Raw genomic sequence first — 17,045 nt, 5'->3', positions numbered from 1 at the left:
GAGAATAAGTTACTTTCGGATAAGATTTAATAAAACGGGATAAAAATAAAAATATTATTTAAAAATGTTCGCCAACTGTTTTCCTATAGTTGTACCAATAGCAATTCCCATACCTCCCAAACGCACGCCAAAAGCCACATTATTAGTGAGCTGTTTTACAATTGGTTTCTTCTGTGAACCAACACCCATTATTCCGCTCCAGCTATAATCAATTTCAAATTCGGTATCTGATATAATCACCGTTTTTAAAAGCTCTTTGAGTTTACATTCGACCACAGAAGTAGTCCCGAAATCCAAAGTCTCCTCAGTATGGAAATCTAAGTTTCTTCCACCTCCCAAAAGTATGCGATTATCAATATTTCGAAAATAATAGTAGCCCTCATCCAAATGAAATGTTCCTTTTATCGGCAACCTAGGTATAGGTTTCGTAATTAGTACCTGTGCCCTTGCTGGATGTACCTTTTCTGGTAGTAATTGTGAAGCAAAACCATTGGTTGCTAGTAGTAGCTTTTTGCTATTAAACTCAATTTCATCTGTAGTTATCGTAACCATATTACCTGAATCCTCATAAGAATTGACTGTGGTAGCATTTAATATGCTAATTCCTTTTTGTAGGGCCAATTGCACTAAAGATTTCATCATTTGACCCGTATTAATTTGCCCTTCGTAAATTTGGGAAATATAATCGTCTTTAATACCCTTAAAATGGAATTGGTTTGGTGTCAATTTAAATGCATCATCTTTAAAGACGGGGCGCAACAAATCATTTATCTCCGTAATATTCTTTCTGCAATGTTGGTAAAGCTCCGCATCACCTTCTAAAAAAAGTTCATGGCCCCCATGCTCTTCAAAACCAATTATTGAATCTCCTAAAAGATTACGTAGTGACTGAATACCATTCCACCTATCGCTCACTAAATTTATAATCTCTTGTTCTGAATGTGTTTTTAAGTCGGATAGAATTTCTGAAATACTACCAAAACATGCAAAACCTGCATTTTTGGTGCTGGCTCCTTGCGGTAGTGTTCCTTTTTCCAAAACCAGAATACGGGCTTTTGGATGCTGCTTTTTTAATTCTAAGGCGCAATTTAATCCCACAATACCACTACCGACAATGGTGAAATCTATATTGGAAAACCAAGAAGTCCGTTCCCAGTAGCTAAGGTTCATTGAATGTGTTTGATTTACTTGCTTACGTTAATTTAGACTAAAGATAATAGGAAAATTCATCCATAAAAAAACTCCAACATTACTGCTGGAGTTTTTTTATTAATCTTCTTTCGGTGGGTCCATTTTAAAATTATTCATAAAGGCTGTTGTATAATTGCCCGCCAAATAATCTGGATGGTCCATTAACTGCCTATGGAAAGGAATGGTAGTTTTTACACCTTCTATGACAAACTCGTCTAGTGAACGCTTCATTTTATTGATAGCCTCTTCTCTAGTTTGAGCCGTAGTTATCAACTTTGCAATCATAGAGTCATAGTTTGGCGGTATACTATAGCCACTATACACATGTGTATCCATACGCACCCCATGACCTCCTGGTATATGCAAGGTTGTTATCTTGCCTGGTGATGGTCTAAAGTTGTTATAAGGGTCCTCTGCGTTAATTCTACACTCTATAGAATGTAATTTAGGTAAGTAATTTTTACCTGAAATGGGAACACCTGCCGCTACCAATATCTGTTCACGAATTAAATCGTAATCTATTACCTGTTCTGTAATTGGGTGCTCTACTTGAATACGTGTATTCATCTCCATAAAATAGAATTTACGGTGTTTATCAACCAAAAATTCTATAGTACCAGCTCCTTCATATTTTATAAATTCGGCTGCTTTAACCGCTGCTTCACCCATTGCTTCCCTAAGCTTATCGGTCATATACGGAGAAGGTGTTTCTTCCGTCAGTTTTTGATGACGTCGTTGAATGGAACAATCCCTTTCAGACAAGTGACATGCTTTTCCATACTGATCCCCTACTATTTGAATCTCGATATGCCTTGGCTCTTCTATTAACTTCTCCATATACATACCGCCATTACCAAAGGCAGCTGTAGCCTCTTGCACAGCACTTTCGAAAAGTTCTTCCATTGTGTCTTCGGACATAACGGCGCGCATACCCTTACCTCCACCCCCAGCAGTAGCTTTAACCATAACGGGATAGCCCATCTTTTTGGCGATTTTTTTAGCGTCTGCTACATCTTTTAAAAGCCCTTCGGAACCGGGTACACAAGGCACACCCGCTTTTTTCATGGTTTCTTTGGCCGTAGCCTTATCTCCCATTTGGTCTATTTGATCGCCCGAAGCTCCAATAAACTTAATTTCATGTTCTGCACAGATACGTGAAAACTTAGAATTTTCTGATAGAAACCCATATCCTGGGTGGATGGCGTCTGCATTTGTGATTTCGGCTGCGGCAATTATATTGGGTATCTTTAAATAAGATTCGCTACTAGCAGCAGGTCCTATACATACAGCCTCATCAGCAAAACGTACGTGCAAGCTTTCCTCATCAGCCTTGCTATATACCGCTACAGTTTTAATACCCATTTCCTTACAGGTACGGATAACACGCAATGCAATTTCGCCCCTATTTGCAATCAGTATTTTTTTAAACATCTTTTAAATTTTAAGTTCTAGGTTCGACATATTTCTTACATACCATTTTAAAGGATGGTATCTAACAATTACTACTCAAAATTTAGTTAAACCGGATCTACCAAGAATAATGGTTGGTCAAACTCTACAGGTGAAGAATCGTCTACCAATATTTTAACTATGGTTCCTGATACTTCAGATTCAATATCATTGAACAATTTCATCGCTTCAATAACACAAAGTACATCACCAATACCTATAGTATCACCTACCTCAACAAAAACTGGTTTGTCTGGAGATGACTTTCTATAAAAAGTACCAATGATTGGAGACTTGATGGTAATATATTTATCATCCTCCGATTTCTGCTTTTCCGCTTCTGAAATACTATCGGATGCTGCTTTTTGTTGCTCTGTCTGTACAGGTGCTGCAGACATTGCTGGTTGTGCCATTGGCATCGTATGCACATAGGTAGGCTCAGTATTCCCAAGGCTTCCGGTACGTATGGTAATCTTAATATCGTCCGTCTCCAGTTTCACCTCACTTGCGCCAGATTTGGCTACAAACTTGATAAGGCTTTGAATCTCTTTAATATCCATAGTTAATTGAGTTATTTTGGTAGTTATATGTTAGTTATACGCCCATTTTAAATAGATAGAACCCCACGTAAATCCACCACCAAAGGCAGCAAATACTAAGTTATCACCTTTTTTAATCTGACTTTCATAATCATTCAGCAATAAAGGTAAAGTAGCCGATGTCGTATTTCCATAATGCTGAATGTTCATCATTACTTTTGAATCGTCTATGCCCATTCTTCTAGCTGTTGCGTCAATGATACGTTTATTTGCTTGATGTGGCACTAACCATTTAACGTCATCTTCAGTTAAGTTGTTACGATCCATAATTTTAGCAGCTACATCTGCCATATTTGATACCGCAAATTTGAAGACCGATTTTCCCTCCTGAAAAATAAAATGCTTTCTATTCTTTACACTTTCTTCCGTTGCAGGCATTATTGAGCCTCCACCTTCCATTCCCAAATATTTTCTTCCACTTCCATCTGAACGTAAATACTCATCTTGTAATCCTAGCCCCTCAGTATTAGGTTCAAAAAGAGCCGCACCGGCACCATCGCCAAAAATAATACACGTAGTACGATCCGTATAGTCAATAATTGAAGACATTTTATCTGCACCTATCAATAGTACTTTTTTATAACGGCCAGTTTCTATATGACCTGCAACGGTCGACATGCCAAACAAAAAACTTGAACAAGCCGCTAGAAGGTCGTAGGCAAATGCATTTACAGCACCAATTTCTGAAGCAACAAATGCAGCGGTTGAAGCCACCATACTATCTGGTGTTGCAGTTCCAACAATAACTAAATCTATTTCTGCCGGATTCAGACCTTTCTTTTCCATTAAATCCTCTGCCGCCTTAATAGCCAAATATGACGTGCCTTCCCCTTCTTCCTTTTTTAATACCCTTCTTTCTTTTATCCCTGTTCTAGAGGTAATCCATTCGTCATTGGTATCAACCAAATCCTCAAGCATTTTATTGGTCATTACAAATTGGGGAACATAGCCTCCTACAGCGGTAATAGCTGCTGTTATTTTGGTCATACTTAATTTGCTTTCTTGTAAAAAACTTAAAAAACGAGTCAAAAGTCATGAAAATTAATGATTTTCAACGACTTTTCCCTTAAAGTTGTTTGGTTTTTGAAAATTTCGCTTTTTATAATAAATAGCTCACGCATGCTAAATCATCTGTGTGATCAAGAGCTAATAAACAAATTGGGCTAAAAAAAACTCCCTACTTCGAATGAAGTGGGAGCTTAGTATAATGTTAAAGGGGCTTAAGCTTCTGCTTCTTCGGTCTTATCAATTAAAACTTGACCTCTGTAGTGTAGTTTACCTTCGTGCCAATGAGCTCTATGGTACAAGTGCATTTCTCCTGTTGAGGAATCCTTGGCCAACGTAGGTGCTACTGCCTTATAATGTGTTCTTCTTTTGTCTCTCCTTGTTTTGGAAATTTTTCTTTTAGGATGTGCCATTTAAACCTTATTTATCCGTTAATAGTTTTTTTAATTCATCCCAACGGGGATCATTTTCTTCTTTGTTTGCTCTTTTCTCTTTTGGTTGAAGCTCTTTTAACCTGTTTAACACTTCAGATTCTAAAGTGCCATCTTCAATGCCAGGATGAATTCTTTTTTGCGGAACTGCCAATACAAGCATTTCGTATACATACTGCGTAATGTTTAATTCATTTTCCCGGTGAGGAAGAATTAGGATTTCAATATCCTCGTCATTATATTCTTCACCAAATTTAACAACCAAATGCAAATCTGCATCGACCGGTTGATTAAAAGGTTCACTGGTAATATCACAATCAACATTTATCGTTCCAGATGCTTCTAAATCAACTTCTAACATTGTACTCGTTTTATTTAGTACAACATCTAAAGTGATATTGGCATCATTGAACTCATCGTATTCAAAAGAATCAAAGAACGTATTATCAATCTGGAAATTAAAGTTGTGTTTTCCTTGCTTCAATCCTGAGAAAGGAATACTAAACTCCTTTTGCTTCATCACGTACACACTTAATTTAACAATATCGACCCATAAAAGGCGGGTGCAAAGATACTATTTTTTTAATAAAAGGCAATAGTTATCAACTATTTATCTTTATAACTTTTTGAGCAGTTAAAACATTAGCGCTCTCTTTTTAAACGCTGTTTTTTTAAGACGTCTTGCGTAAGCTCTTGATACTCGGTTCTGTTCTTGAAAATCTTTAATGCCATAAAGACGGCTTCTTTGAACGAACTCTCGTCTGCTACTCCTTTTCCGGCAATTTCATAGGCTGTTCCATGATCTGGAGAAGTTCTAATTTTATCTAGCCCTGCAGTGAAATTAACCCCTTGACCGAAGGATATGGTCTTAAAGGGTATTAATCCCTGATCATGATATGCTGCTAAAATAGCATCGAACTTTTTATACACATCAGACCCAAAAAAACTATCTGCCGAATAAGGTCCATAAACCAAATGACCCATGTTGAACATTTCACGAATAACAGGTTTCAATATTTCATCGTCTTCTTTACCAATAACACCATTATCTCCACTATGCGGGTTGATGCCCAACAAAGCAATTTTAGGTTTACGAATGCCAAAATCCATCAAAAGGGATTTCTCAATTGTATTGATTTTATCTCGTATCAATCTTGGAATAATAGAAGAAGAAACATCCTTTACGGCGACATGATCGGTTAGCAACCCAACTTTTAACGAATCGGTCACCATGAACATTAAACTTTCGCCCTGAAGTTCTTGTGCTAAATAATCTGTATGGCCAGGAAACTTGAATTCATCCGATTGAATATTGTTTTTATTGATGGGTGCTGTAACCAATACATCAATATCGCCATTTTTAAGTGCTTCTACGGCTGCTTTTAAAGATTTAATAGCGTAAGCGCCTCCCTCTGCAGTTGCTTGCCCAAATTCGATGTTTGGAACTTCTTTCCAAACATTTACAATATTAAGTTTATTGTCAATTGCCTTTGAAGCTTCTGGTATACCATTAAAAACAATATTAAGACCCAACTCCTTCATTTGATGGGAAACAGTTTTGTTCGAAGCAAAAATAACTGGAGTGCAAAAATCTAACATTCTACTATCTTCAAATGCTTTCAATGCTACCTCACAGCCTATTCCATTTAAGTCTCCTATCGAGATACCTAACTTTATTCTCCTATTTTCCTCCATGATAATCTGTACCTTTGTACTCAATTTTGAATACCCAAAATTACTTAAATTAAACGACACATGTTCACCGGTATCATTGAAACATTAGGCACGGTAACTGCCGTAGAACCTAAAGGCGGAAACTTGGATATTACTATAGAATCAATCCTTACACAAGATTTGAAAATTGATCAGAGTGTGGCTCATAATGGGGTTTGTTTAACTGTTGTTCGCCTTACCGACTTAACCTACACTGTTACCGCAATTGCAGAAACTTTAAAAAAGACCAATCTTCATAGTCTTAAAACTAATGATTCAGTAAATTTAGAACGCGCCATGATTTTGGGGTCTAGATTAGATGGCCATATCGTACAAGGCCATGTGGATCAGACAGGAGAATGTATTGATGTGCAGGAAGAAGATGGTAGCTGGGTGTTTTCTTTTAAATACGACGCAGCAAACGGCAACCCTACCATAGAGAAGGGGTCAATTACTATAGATGGAACTAGCCTCACTGTTGTTAATTCTGGCACTAATACCTTTGATGTCGCAATAATACCCTACACCTACGAACATACCCGATTCAACACCTACAAGGTAGGGACAATAGTTAATTTAGAGTTTGATGTTATTGGAAAGTATGTAGCCAAATTGATGGCCCTCAAATAAAAACTACTGTTCAAAGAAGCTTATCGAAGACCCTATCCAGCTTTCATTTACTTGATGTGAAACATTAATCATTTCTCCTTTGCTCATTCTAGTAAGATTTATGACAGGGGTCAGCTTGTTCTCCTCTTCGCTCCAAACATACAGCATACGTAATTCCACTTTTGAGTTTTTCGACGTATTCGTCTTTATCAATGGCACATATTCAACCTTTTGTTGTAAAATATAATTTTGTTTGTCTGAAATAGCATCAATAGTCTCTTGGTTTGGATGTAAATCAACACCTTGCCCTGCAAATGAGAACAAAGGTTTCAATACAAATTTTTCCAAATCTAAATCGACCGGAAAATCAGATAAATAATAAGATTTCGGAATATTCTTATACTCCAACAGAGGCATGATACATTTCGATATCATAAAAAACCAATCTGGGTGTGTTACCCATTCTACCTCTAAATCATCATTCAGGTTGAAATTGGTTTTTAAATCTTTTATACGCTCCAATTCATCATAAATAACCCTGTTGTAAATTCTATGGATAGGTGTTTTTGTACCATCTTTCATATAGAACAATTTTTTTCCTTCCTTCAGAACTTTGGTCATACAGACAATTTCTATGCCTAGGGCTTTTTTTGTTGACCAAAAATCAATTCTTGTTTTTTGCTTTTCGGGAAAAAGTTCCAGTAAAATTACATTTTCCGGCTTTTCATCACCTAAAATAACCTTCTTCACTTTATCCGTATAACTCTTTTTATCCAAGCCGTTCAGATAGTAATCGAAACCTTCTTTAGGCATATTCGGATAATGTTCCATAAACGCCTCTCCTAAAAAGGGCTGGTAAAAAAATAACGTAGGGAATGCCTGTAACTCTATTAATTGAGGAGTAATTCCACCCTGACCATCTTCACAGAGTCCGAAATCTATAGCCAAAAAATGGGGGTTACCCATCGGCACAGGTGACTGAAGTTCAGTAGGAATAAACTTTTTTCGGATTTCAGTGAAATCTATTTTCCATAATTGAGATATGATAGAATCACACGCTTTTTCAATTTCTTCTTTGACAGCTTTACTTATAAAAACCGGAGTTTCAGAAATTCTAAATGCACTAGGCTCTTTAAAGGTTTCTATTATATGTTCCAACAAGTTTTTATAGTACGATTCTTTATACGTGGCATTAAATTCTTCCCTGATTTTTGGTATCATACAGTTTGTAATTTTTGCCTGTCAATAGCTTCTGCTGCTAATTTTAAAAAAGTTGGGATAAGGGTCTTTTTGGTTTTCCAGATTTTCGTTTTGTCATCTAACTGGGTTATCATTTCGAGGTATTTTTTCTTTCCATGTCTTTTTACAATCTGATTCTTTTTTTCTTCTTTTCCAAAATAACGGAGCATTCCCTCAGCATCTGCTTCTGGGTGAAATTGCACCCCAAATATTTCATTGGAAAATCTAATGGCCATTACTGCGCGCTCTAGGGGGACATTTGGTCTGTTTTTTTCTCTACACAAAACCTTACCGTCTAGAGTATCCAACTTCCATTCTTTTGGACCCACTACTTGATAGTCTCTCGAATCTACTGCATAAAAAGGATCATTCAAGTCTTTAAACAACACCTCTTGTTCTCCGCTTTTGGTTTTATAGATCGGAAAAATACCGAATGATGTAGACCTCCTTTTGGTAACCCTCGCCACATCCCAATGCAGACACGCCAATTGAAACGAATGACAGATTAAGAAAACATGTTTCTTTTCAACCTTAGATAGGTTATGAAATAAAATTGAATCCAAAAATTCAAAATATTTAATTTCCCATTCTGCTCCTGTTTTTAAAGGGGAACCAGGCCCGCCAGAGGATACGAAAATATCATACGTATTCAAATCTGGGAGTTCTTGCCCGTTTCTTACTTCAAAAACGTCATACCGTCCTTGTACACCATCTTCCGTTAAAAATTCACCCATAAGCGTGGTAATACACCGCATTCCCTCATTAGGCTGACCAGCATTCATATCCAAAACAGCAATTTTATAAATCCCCTTCATTCTCTCTAACTAAAAATTATTCCAAGACAAATTCTATTTTGGAACCTTATTTACTATTTAACTTTTTTAAAGCCCTTTTCTTGTTTGTTCTACGATATACTTTGTGACGGCTACCAAATCATTCGTTTCGTTAAAAACGTGTAATTGCCTATCTGCACCAGTACCTGCTTCCAAAATTTGGTACACATAATTAACTTCAGACCGGCAATCCAACTCATCAACCACATCATCAATAAATTCTAATAATTCATTCATAAGCTTCGCAAAAGAAACCTCCTCTTCCTTGCCGAAATCAATCAACTTTGATTCAATTCCCCAGCGAGCTGCTCGCCATTTATTCTCATTCAACAACAATCGCCTATAATTTTTAAAGGTCTGATTCTTACGGTTCATCTTGTACAACTTCGCCACTAAGCATTGCATAAGTGCGGCAATACAAGCCACCTCATCAACAGTCATGACTACATCGCATATTCTAAATTCAATGGTTGGATAAAATGGGTGCAATCGTATATCCCACCAAATTTTCTTGCTATTATCCAAACAATTAGTCTTCACTAAAATATCAACGAACTTATCATACTCAGCCACACTAGCAAAAAAAGGAGGGATACCCGTTCTTGGAAACTTGTCGAAGACTTTACTTCGGTATGATTTGAAGCCTGTATTACGACCTTCCCAAAAAGGCGAGTTTGTAGACAATGCATATAAGTGCGGTAAAAAATACCGAACTGTGTTCAAAATTTCCAACCCTTCTTCCCTACTGGGTATGCCAACGTGCACGTGCATGCCAAAAATAAGATTTCCCCTAGCTACATCAGCCATTTCTTGAATAATGGCGTCATATCTCGGATTTGCGGTTATCAATTGTTGATCCCATTTAGAAAACGGGTGCGTTCCAGCAGCGGCAACTTTGAGTCCTTCATCATCTGCCAGTTTAATGACTTGTTGTCTTAGGTATGAAACCTCATCCTTAACCTGATGAATGTTTTCACAGATATTTGTACCCATCTCCACCATAGACTGATGCATTTCTTCCTTTATTCGTTCTTGAAGTAGAACTTTACCATCATCAACAATTTTGGACATTTGTGAACGTAATCTATACGTATCACTATCTAAAACTTGAAACTCTTCTTCAATTCCTAAGGTAAATTTATGCATGTAATTACAGTTGATTCTTAACGTTATTCACCTATTTCTTTGGTTTTACTGGCGCCTTGGTTTTGGCAGGAGCTTTCTTAACAGCTACTTTTTTAACAACAGCCTTTTTCTTTGCTGGCGCTTCCTTTTTTACCCCAACAAACTTTGCCTTATTAGCTGAACTTTTTTTTGTCGAAGCTTTCTTCACTTCTGCAGTTGTTTTTAAATTTACCTTACCAGCTTTGGGTTTTACCGGAGCAATTGAATTTCTCACAAAACCACCCCATGAAGAATTGTTCTGGTTTGGCTTATGCTTGTTAGCTTTTTCAATGGCATACTTCGCCGAATGCTCTACAATCCAATCAAAATTTTCTTGACCAACTGAATTTATATCGGCATCTGGTGCTGGATTACAAAAATCAATGGCATAGGGTACGCCGTCACGTACTGCAAACTCTACTGTGTTGAAATCGTATCCTAAGGCCTGATTTAATCTAAGCGTATAGTCATGCACCGTTTTTAATAATTTTTTACGCACTTCGCCAGTTGCTTTTATATCGCTTACATAACGTTCGTGAAAAGGTTTTCTTGGGTCATAAGGCATGATATGCACATATTTCTGCCCTAAACAATACACTCTAAAGTAATCATCAAATACAATCTCCTCCTGCAGCATCATCACCAATTGTCCGGTTTCTTCATGCTTGTTGAAAAGATCTTCAGGACTCTCTACTCGGTAAACGTTTTTCCAACCACCACCATCATGTGGTTTCATATAGGCAGGAAATCCTATATAATCGAACATGTAATTCCAATCCAATGGTGCTTTTAAGTTCCTGAACGAAGTTTCACTTGTATTGTCTGGTCTCGAATTGGAAGGCAATAACACGGTTTTTGGCACTGGTATTCCCATTTCCATTGATAAACAATTGTTGAAAAACTTCTCGTCGGCACTCCACCAAAATGGATTATTTATAACTGCCGTACCCATTAATGATGCATTTTTCAAATACGCTCGATAAAATGGAACTTCTTGAGATATTCGGTCAATGATTACGCTATATCCATAATCAATACCTTGTTGAACTTTGTCTATTTGAACTGCTTCTGCAACAATTTTGCCTTTACCCAATTCATTTACCTTGTCTATAAACGCCCATGGAAAAGTGTCTTCCATCCCAAATAATATGCCTACTTTTTTCATCATTTTACAGTGTTTTTTTTAATACTTAACCTCTATTAATATACAGTATATAACTAGCTTTGTTTGACCCTAAACCTAAATTTGATAGTCTATTTCAATTGAAATATGCGTCTAAATATTCAGGAAACATCATTTTCCATAATGGCCAATCATGGTCAATCCATTTTTTTTCATCATACCAATGCTCAATTCCTTTTCCTTTGAGGATGCCCGACATGTGTCTATTTTTATCCAAACATATATCCCAATCAGAAGTGCCCAAAACAATTTGGATATGGTCATATTTCCAACCTTGCTCATGTTGCATATATTCATCTGGGCAGTTGTAATATATTCGCATATCCTCAGATTGAGGAACCATAGAACGTATGTTAAATGCGGCACTCATTCCTATATAATGAGAAATCAAATCTGGAAACCTGAACGCTGTATTCGCTGCATGAAAACCTCCAAAACTAACTCCAGAGACAGCTATTCGATGGGTATTACCCTCTTTTTGTATATAGGGTATTAGTTCATTTTTCAAGAACTGCATGTACAATTCATAGTTATGAATCTTGGCGCCTGAATCCATATGGTCATCATAGAAAGACATCATATCAATTGTCTCGACATTATATATTTTCACTTTACCTTTTTCAATAAAGTCCATTATGGAACCGACCAAGCCGAAATCTGTATTCTGTGTAAATTGACCACCAGATGAAGGGAACATCAATATGGGATGACCCCAATGACCCGTAACCTCAATATTAATATTTCTATTCAGGGTATTGGAATAATATTGAATGTGTTCTACTTTAGCCATGTATTAAGATAAATAAAATGTTTAATAATCAACGTATTACGGCTGCAAAAAGTAATTTATTTTGAAATATGCCTACATTTATTTTTACAGATACCTATACTTGTATTTTTATACGCAATTTCCATGCAGTTTCAACTAGAGACAATTATTATTAAAGGGAGTGTATTTTCTAAAAACCTAAATCGTTTAGTGCTTTTTCGTGTTGTTGCGCCTCAGGATTATTCGAAATCTACTACAACCTTTTCTGTAGTACTGATGAACGATGGGCAAGACTATGAAGCAATGCAATTAGAGCATAGCCTATCTCAAGCTTTTGCGTCAAAAGAATTGCAGCCTTTTATTTATGTTGGAGTTTCTTGTAATGAAAATCGTATTCATGAATATGGAACTGCTTCGACAACTGACTTTAAGGGTAGGGGTGGACAGGCGTTGAAATACTCCAGATTTATCACCGAAGAATTCGTTCCTTTTCTAAAGCAAGAATTCAAAGCTTCCAAAGATGTTAATGATTGGGTCTATTGCGGTATGTCACTTGGTGGTTTATCTGCATTCGATATCGTTTACAACTATAGTACTCATTTTGCCAAGGTAGGCGTATTTAGCGGGTCATTTTGGTGGCGTAAAAAAGCTTATGTGAAAAATGACTTAAAAGACCGAAGTAGAATTGCGCTAGAAGTCATAAAAAACGGAGCATACGCTGATCATTTAAAATTCTGGTTTCAATGTGGCTCCCTAGACGAAATAGCGGATCGAAATAATAATGGGATTATTGATGCCATTGAAGACACCTTAGACGTGATAAAGGAACTAACGATAATAGGATACTCCTACCCTGGTGCTATTACCTATGTTCAAGTTGAAGGAGGTAAACATGATTTGACCACCTGGGGAAAGGTATTTCCTCAGTTTATAACTTGGGCAATGGCCAAAACTAAACCTTGATGAAAATCTTTCTTTTGTAAAGAAAATAAGCAAGGAAGCAATAGAACAATACGACACTTAAACCATATAAAAGTGATGACATTTCTAGCACCATAAAATCATGTACATATATCTTTTGAAAAAGCCAACCGTGCAAAGAGGTGTCACCCACCTTAATTTGGCCCATAATTTTACTGGTGAAACTAGATAAAAAGTAGATGACAATTGCATTGGCACCTGCATATCTAAAAATAGATCCGAATGCTATTTTCTTAACATCTGTTAGATAATATATAAACGCAAGAATCAAATTTGCCCACCCAGCGGTAACCAAAACAAAACTACTGGTCCATAATGCTTTATTGATTGGGAAAACTATATCCCAAATATGGCCTACAATCAATAAACTTCCTCCAAGTCCGACCAATAGGGTCGCTTTCTTTTCATGTTTGGAGGTTAGAATCAAACCTGTAAAAATGCCCAATAAAGAACTTGCAATTGAAGGCACCGTACTTAACAGCCCTTCTGGGTCATAGTCTGCCTTGTAACCATGTGAACCGAATATTTTCACATCAAGCCAATTCGCCAGGTTATTAGGTGCTCTGTCTAACGTAGAAACCACACCTTCCACTGGCACCAGGGTCATTAACAACCAATATCCTATTAATAAAGAAACCGTAACCCCAATTAAAGTTTTCCAGTTGAGATTCATAAATAATAGGGCTGCAAAAAAGAAGACAACCCCAATACGCTGCAATACTCCTGGGAAACGAATTTTTTCAAAATCCTTAAAAAAAGGAAAATATATCATAAATGCGCCTAGAAAAACTCCCAAGCCAATTAATTTCAACGTTCGAATGATAATCTTCTTATATACATTAGCATCTACAGTTCTATTCTCATAGGAAAAAGCTATTGAAGTACCTACAATAAATAAGAAGAAAGGAAATACTAGATCGGTTGGTGTATACCCATGCCAATCGGCATGAAGAAATGGTCTATATACATTCGACCATGTTCCTGGGGTATTCACCAAAACCATTAATAAGATAGTAGCTCCCCTAAAAATATCTACTGATAAAATTCTATCCTTTGCCATCAATATATTACAAGAGATTACCCTTTAATTGGTTCCAAGCCTTTAACAATAGTATACCTGCTACAATAGAAACAATGGTTAATACTATGGCCTGTGTGGTTCTTCCGTAAATCCAATAACCGGTTGCGAACATGATGGAATAAATAAGAACTACACCTAGTAACATTGCCGTAATACCGGCTGGCACACTCCACTTTTCCTTCGACTTAACAATATCTACAGCATCAACCTCAGCATCATTTACCACTTTAGACCACCCTGGCCCTCCGGGTTGTATTTTTATGTAAAAACTTCGCAGCGTCTCCTTTGATTCCGGCTGCGTGACAAAGGTTGCGATTAGCCAAATAAGCGTAGTCAATACCACAATAAAGATATATTCAGTCCAATCTGGGAATACCCCTGTATCCGTTGCAAAAAGGAATGCTCCAAATGGAGTTAATTTTAAGATGATTGAAATGATACCTGATGCAAACATTGCTGTGATTTCACTCCAAGAATTAATTCGCCACCAAAACCATCGTAGAATAAAAATAAGTCCGGTACCTGCTCCAAATGCCAATAACACATCAAATAATTGCAATGCATTCTGAAGCAATAAAGCCAAGGCTGCGCTAAATATCATTAGAACTACTGTTGAAATTCTACCAACTGCAACCAATTTTTTCTCAGAAGCATTTGGGTTTATCTGTTGTTTGTAAAAATCATAAACGATATAAGAAGACCCCCAATTCAACTGTGTACTAATCGTACTCATGTAAGCTGCGATAAGTGAAGCTAGAACCACCCCCAAAAGTCCGCTAGGTAGTTTTGTCAACATCGCTGAATATGCCAAATCATGTCCTAATTTATCTGGGGGTACATTTGGAAAAGCTTCTTGTATACTGGCCAAATCTGGATACACCACAATCGATGCCAAGGCAACCAAAATCCATGGCCAAGGTCGTAAGGCATAATGCATTATATTAAAAAAGAAGGTAGCCCCAATTGCATGGTTTTCATTTTTAGCTGCCAACATACGTTGCGCTATATACCCACCACCGCCTGGTTCAGCCCCAGGATACCATGAACTCCACCATTGCACTGCAAGCGGAATTATAAATAAGGTGATTAATGTTTTCTTATTACTGAAATCTGGTAGGATGTTTAATTTATCAGATACATTTTCATTAGCCATCAATGCCTTAATACCACCTACTTCTGGAATATTGACCAAATAATAGGCCGCTCCTATTGCCCCTGCCATAGCAACAAAGAACAGAAGGAAATCGGTATATACTACACCCTTAAAACCACCAAGTGCACTGAAAGTTACCGTAATCAAACCAGCACTTATAACAGTTTGCCAAGGCTCAAGCCCCAACATAATACTTCCGATTTTTATAGCTGCCAAGGTAACTGCTGACATGGTGATTACATTGAAAATAACGCCCAAATATATAGCCCTAAACTTTCTTAAAAAGCTCGCTGGCTTTCCGCCATAGCGCATTTCATAAAACTCAAGATCTGTGCTTACATTAGACTTACGCCAAAGTTTAGCATATACGAATACGGTCAACATCCCCGTAATTAAAAAACACCACCAAACCCAATTACCCGAAACACCATTAGTACGCACAATATCTGTAACTAAATTAGGAGTGTCAGTTGAAAATGTGGTTGCGACCATGGAAAGTCCCAATAACCACCAAGGCATGGTTCGCCCAGAAAGGAAAAACTCTGAAGAGCTTTTACCTGATTGTTTTGATACGTATATCCCTATGCCTAACACTAGGGAGAAGAAAACTATGATAAAAGTATAGTCTAGGGTACTGAGTTCCATAAATTGGTTTTTGGTTGATGGCTAAAGATATGTTTTTTTAAGATATTTTTGTCGCTAATACGCTAAACGTACTACGTGCTTCTATCAATGACTTCTGAAATTACCCCAACTGCCTGGATTTTTGCCTATGGGGCCGCATTTATAATCGGATTATCAAAAGCGGGGATAAAAGGAATAGCCGTTTTAAACGTTACCCTAATGGCGCTATCCTTTGGAGCAAAAGAGTCTACCGGCATGGTTGTACCGCTCCTTGTTTTGGCCGATATTTTTGCGGTTATTTATTACAATAGGTACACACAGTGGAAATATGTTTTTAAAGTACTCCCTTGGATGGTACTTGGTGTATTAATAGGCGTAGTTATCGGTAAAGACATGCCAGAGAAATTCTTTAAAATAGGCATGTCTATTATCATCATAATCACTGTTGTTATAATGTATTGGTGGGATCGTAAAAAAACGAAAACAGTACCTACCCACTGGGCTTTTGCAAGTTCTATTGGTATTATTGCAGGTATAACAACAATGGTAGGCAATCTTGCAGGTGCATTTTCTAACATCTATTTCTTGGCCATGCGTTTACCGAAAAATCATTTTATTGGCACGGCCGCTTGGCTATTTCTAATTATAAACGTTATAAAACTACCGTTTCATTTTTTTGTATGGGAGACCATTTCCTTCAACTCTTTAGCACTAAACCTAATGCTGCTACCAGGAATATTAATAGGTTTCTTTGTAGGCGTTAGATTCATTAAGTACATCAAAGAAGCTTTTTTCAGAAAGATGATTTTAGTCTTAACTGCTGTCGGTGCTGTTCTCATAATGTTCAGTTAATACTTGAGTATTATTTACTATTTTATTTCTGTTATAATAAATGCTGAGTTCAACCCATAAGTGCAACACACTTATTTTTTAGGACTTCAATTGGGTTATTATAATTAAACTTTCTAATAGGTCTGTAATTTAATAATCTTTCTACTTCCTTTATTCTTTTTTCAGTAAT

At 36.9% G+C, this 17,045-nt stretch carries 17 protein-coding genes; 3 read left to right on the top strand and 14 right to left on the bottom strand.

Features of this window, described 5'->3' with window-relative positions; genetic code table 11:
- Positions 1-54: 54 nt before the first annotated feature.
- The 7 genes from ES765_RS17925 to pdxA form a co-directional block, all read right to left on the bottom strand.
- Positions 55-1,170, bottom strand: a complete 1,116-nt coding sequence (locus tag ES765_RS17925) for an NAD(P)/FAD-dependent oxidoreductase (protein ID WP_138115722.1) — start codon at positions 1,168-1,170, stop codon at positions 55-57.
- Between the two features lie 99 nt (positions 1,171-1,269).
- The gene (gene accC, locus ES765_RS17920; RefSeq protein ID WP_138115721.1) at positions 1,270-2,622 is read right to left on the bottom strand and encodes an acetyl-CoA carboxylase biotin carboxylase subunit; all 1,353 of its coding nucleotides are present in this window, start codon (positions 2,620-2,622) and stop codon (positions 1,270-1,272) included.
- 86 nt (positions 2,623-2,708) lie between these two features.
- Entirely contained in the window at positions 2,709-3,200 is a 492-nt protein-coding gene (gene accB / locus ES765_RS17915) for an acetyl-CoA carboxylase biotin carboxyl carrier protein (RefSeq protein WP_138115720.1), read from the bottom strand.
- Between the two features lie 30 nt (positions 3,201-3,230).
- Positions 3,231-4,226 carry a beta-ketoacyl-ACP synthase III gene (locus ES765_RS17910; protein WP_138115719.1) on the bottom strand — a complete coding sequence of 332 codons (996 nt, stop codon included), beginning with the start codon at positions 4,224-4,226 and terminating at the stop codon, positions 3,231-3,233.
- 233 nt (positions 4,227-4,459) lie between these two features.
- Positions 4,460-4,657, bottom strand: a complete 198-nt coding sequence (gene rpmF, locus ES765_RS17905; protein WP_138115718.1) for a 50S ribosomal protein L32 — start codon at positions 4,655-4,657, stop codon at positions 4,460-4,462.
- Between the two features lie 7 nt (positions 4,658-4,664).
- Positions 4,665-5,195, bottom strand: coding sequence for a YceD family protein (locus ES765_RS17900; RefSeq protein ID WP_138115717.1), 531 nt, complete (start codon positions 5,193-5,195; stop codon positions 4,665-4,667).
- A gap of 122 nt (positions 5,196-5,317) precedes the next feature.
- Positions 5,318-6,370, bottom strand: coding sequence for a 4-hydroxythreonine-4-phosphate dehydrogenase PdxA (pdxA, locus tag ES765_RS17895; protein ID WP_138115746.1), 1,053 nt, complete (start codon positions 6,368-6,370; stop codon positions 5,318-5,320).
- Between the two features lie 60 nt (positions 6,371-6,430).
- Here pdxA and ES765_RS17890 point away from each other — a divergent pair, with 60 nt between their 5' ends.
- Positions 6,431-7,018: a riboflavin synthase gene (locus ES765_RS17890; protein WP_138115716.1), complete on the top strand. Its 588-nt coding sequence runs from the start codon at positions 6,431-6,433 to the stop codon at positions 7,016-7,018.
- Positions 7,019-7,021: 3 nt separating this feature from the next.
- Here ES765_RS17890 and ES765_RS17885 read toward each other — a convergent pair whose 3' ends face one another.
- The 5 genes from ES765_RS17885 to ES765_RS17865 form a co-directional block, all read right to left on the bottom strand.
- On the bottom strand, positions 7,022-8,218 hold the full coding sequence (locus ES765_RS17885) for a hypothetical protein (protein ID WP_138115715.1): 1,197 nt from the start codon (positions 8,216-8,218) through the stop codon (positions 7,022-7,024).
- A complete protein-coding gene (locus tag ES765_RS17880) occupies positions 8,215-9,051 on the bottom strand; it encodes a type 1 glutamine amidotransferase (RefSeq protein WP_138115714.1) in 837 nt (278 codons plus the stop codon). Before ES765_RS17880 ends, ES765_RS17885 begins: the two co-directional genes overlap by 4 nt.
- Before the next feature lie 66 nt (positions 9,052-9,117).
- A complete protein-coding gene (locus ES765_RS17875) occupies positions 9,118-10,215 on the bottom strand; it encodes a carboxylate-amine ligase (RefSeq protein ID WP_138115713.1) in 1,098 nt (365 codons plus the stop codon).
- A gap of 31 nt (positions 10,216-10,246) precedes the next feature.
- Positions 10,247-11,401 carry a hypothetical protein gene (locus tag ES765_RS17870; RefSeq protein WP_249356568.1) on the bottom strand — a complete coding sequence of 385 codons (1,155 nt, stop codon included), beginning with the start codon at positions 11,399-11,401 and terminating at the stop codon, positions 10,247-10,249.
- A 91-nt stretch (positions 11,402-11,492) separates the two neighbouring features.
- Entirely contained in the window at positions 11,493-12,206 is a 714-nt protein-coding gene (locus ES765_RS17865) for an alpha/beta hydrolase-fold protein (protein WP_138115712.1), read from the bottom strand.
- 123 nt (positions 12,207-12,329) lie between these two features.
- On the opposite strand from ES765_RS17865, the gene ES765_RS17860 reads away from it, so the two are divergent.
- Positions 12,330-13,148 carry an alpha/beta hydrolase gene (locus ES765_RS17860; RefSeq protein ID WP_138115711.1) on the top strand — a complete coding sequence of 273 codons (819 nt, stop codon included), beginning with the start codon at positions 12,330-12,332 and terminating at the stop codon, positions 13,146-13,148.
- Here the strand turns inward: ES765_RS17860 and ES765_RS17855 are convergent.
- Both ES765_RS17855 and ES765_RS17850 read right to left on the bottom strand, forming a co-directional pair.
- Positions 13,138-14,226, bottom strand: a complete 1,089-nt coding sequence (locus ES765_RS17855; protein WP_171017356.1) for an acyltransferase family protein — start codon at positions 14,224-14,226, stop codon at positions 13,138-13,140. The genes ES765_RS17860 and ES765_RS17855 overlap by 11 nt on opposite strands.
- A gap of 7 nt (positions 14,227-14,233) precedes the next feature.
- Positions 14,234-16,045: a sodium:solute symporter family protein gene (locus ES765_RS17850; RefSeq protein WP_138115710.1), complete on the bottom strand. Its 1,812-nt coding sequence runs from the start codon at positions 16,043-16,045 to the stop codon at positions 14,234-14,236.
- A gap of 87 nt (positions 16,046-16,132) precedes the next feature.
- Between ES765_RS17850 and ES765_RS17845 the strand changes: the two genes are divergently transcribed.
- Positions 16,133-16,876: a sulfite exporter TauE/SafE family protein gene (locus ES765_RS17845; RefSeq protein ID WP_138115743.1), complete on the top strand. Its 744-nt coding sequence runs from the start codon at positions 16,133-16,135 to the stop codon at positions 16,874-16,876.
- Positions 16,877-17,045 lie beyond the last annotated feature (169 nt).

This window comes from Maribacter sp. ACAM166, assembly GCF_005771495.1.
In the GTDB taxonomy this organism is placed as follows: Bacteria; Bacteroidota; Bacteroidia; order Flavobacteriales; family Flavobacteriaceae; genus Maribacter.
This window is presented reverse-complemented; position numbering and strand designations above follow the sequence as displayed.

Excerpts from the sequence above, each read along its gene's own strand:
- ES765_RS17925 (WP_138115722.1), bottom strand. The coding sequence starts at position 1,170 with ATGAACCTTAGCTACTGGGAACGGACTTCTTGGTTTTCCAATATAGAT.
- accC (WP_138115721.1), bottom strand. The coding sequence starts at position 2,622 with ATGTTTAAAAAAATACTGATTGCAAATAGGGGCGAAATTGCATTGCGT.
- accB (WP_138115720.1), bottom strand. The coding sequence starts at position 3,200 with ATGGATATTAAAGAGATTCAAAGCCTTATCAAGTTTGTAGCCAAATCT.
- ES765_RS17910 (WP_138115719.1), bottom strand. The coding sequence starts at position 4,226 with ATGACCAAAATAACAGCAGCTATTACCGCTGTAGGAGGCTATGTTCCC.
- rpmF (WP_138115718.1), bottom strand. The coding sequence starts at position 4,657 with ATGGCACATCCTAAAAGAAAAATTTCCAAAACAAGGAGAGACAAAAGA.
- ES765_RS17900 (WP_138115717.1), bottom strand. The coding sequence starts at position 5,195 with ATGAAGCAAAAGGAGTTTAGTATTCCTTTCTCAGGATTGAAGCAAGGA.
- pdxA (WP_138115746.1), bottom strand. The coding sequence starts at position 6,370 with ATGGAGGAAAATAGGAGAATAAAGTTAGGTATCTCGATAGGAGACTTA.
- ES765_RS17890 (WP_138115716.1), top strand. The coding sequence starts at position 6,431 with ATGTTCACCGGTATCATTGAAACATTAGGCACGGTAACTGCCGTAGAA.
- ES765_RS17885 (WP_138115715.1), bottom strand. The coding sequence starts at position 8,218 with ATGATACCAAAAATCAGGGAAGAATTTAATGCCACGTATAAAGAATCG.
- ES765_RS17880 (WP_138115714.1), bottom strand. The coding sequence starts at position 9,051 with ATGAAGGGGATTTATAAAATTGCTGTTTTGGATATGAATGCTGGTCAG.
- ES765_RS17875 (WP_138115713.1), bottom strand. The coding sequence starts at position 10,215 with ATGCATAAATTTACCTTAGGAATTGAAGAAGAGTTTCAAGTTTTAGAT.
- ES765_RS17870 (WP_249356568.1), bottom strand. The coding sequence starts at position 11,401 with ATGATGAAAAAAGTAGGCATATTATTTGGGATGGAAGACACTTTTCCA.
- ES765_RS17865 (WP_138115712.1), bottom strand. The coding sequence starts at position 12,206 with ATGGCTAAAGTAGAACACATTCAATATTATTCCAATACCCTGAATAGA.
- ES765_RS17860 (WP_138115711.1), top strand. The coding sequence starts at position 12,330 with ATGCAGTTTCAACTAGAGACAATTATTATTAAAGGGAGTGTATTTTCT.
- ES765_RS17855 (WP_171017356.1), bottom strand. The coding sequence starts at position 14,226 with ATGGCAAAGGATAGAATTTTATCAGTAGATATTTTTAGGGGAGCTACT.
- ES765_RS17850 (WP_138115710.1), bottom strand. The coding sequence starts at position 16,045 with ATGGAACTCAGTACCCTAGACTATACTTTTATCATAGTTTTCTTCTCC.
- ES765_RS17845 (WP_138115743.1), top strand. The coding sequence starts at position 16,133 with ATGACTTCTGAAATTACCCCAACTGCCTGGATTTTTGCCTATGGGGCC.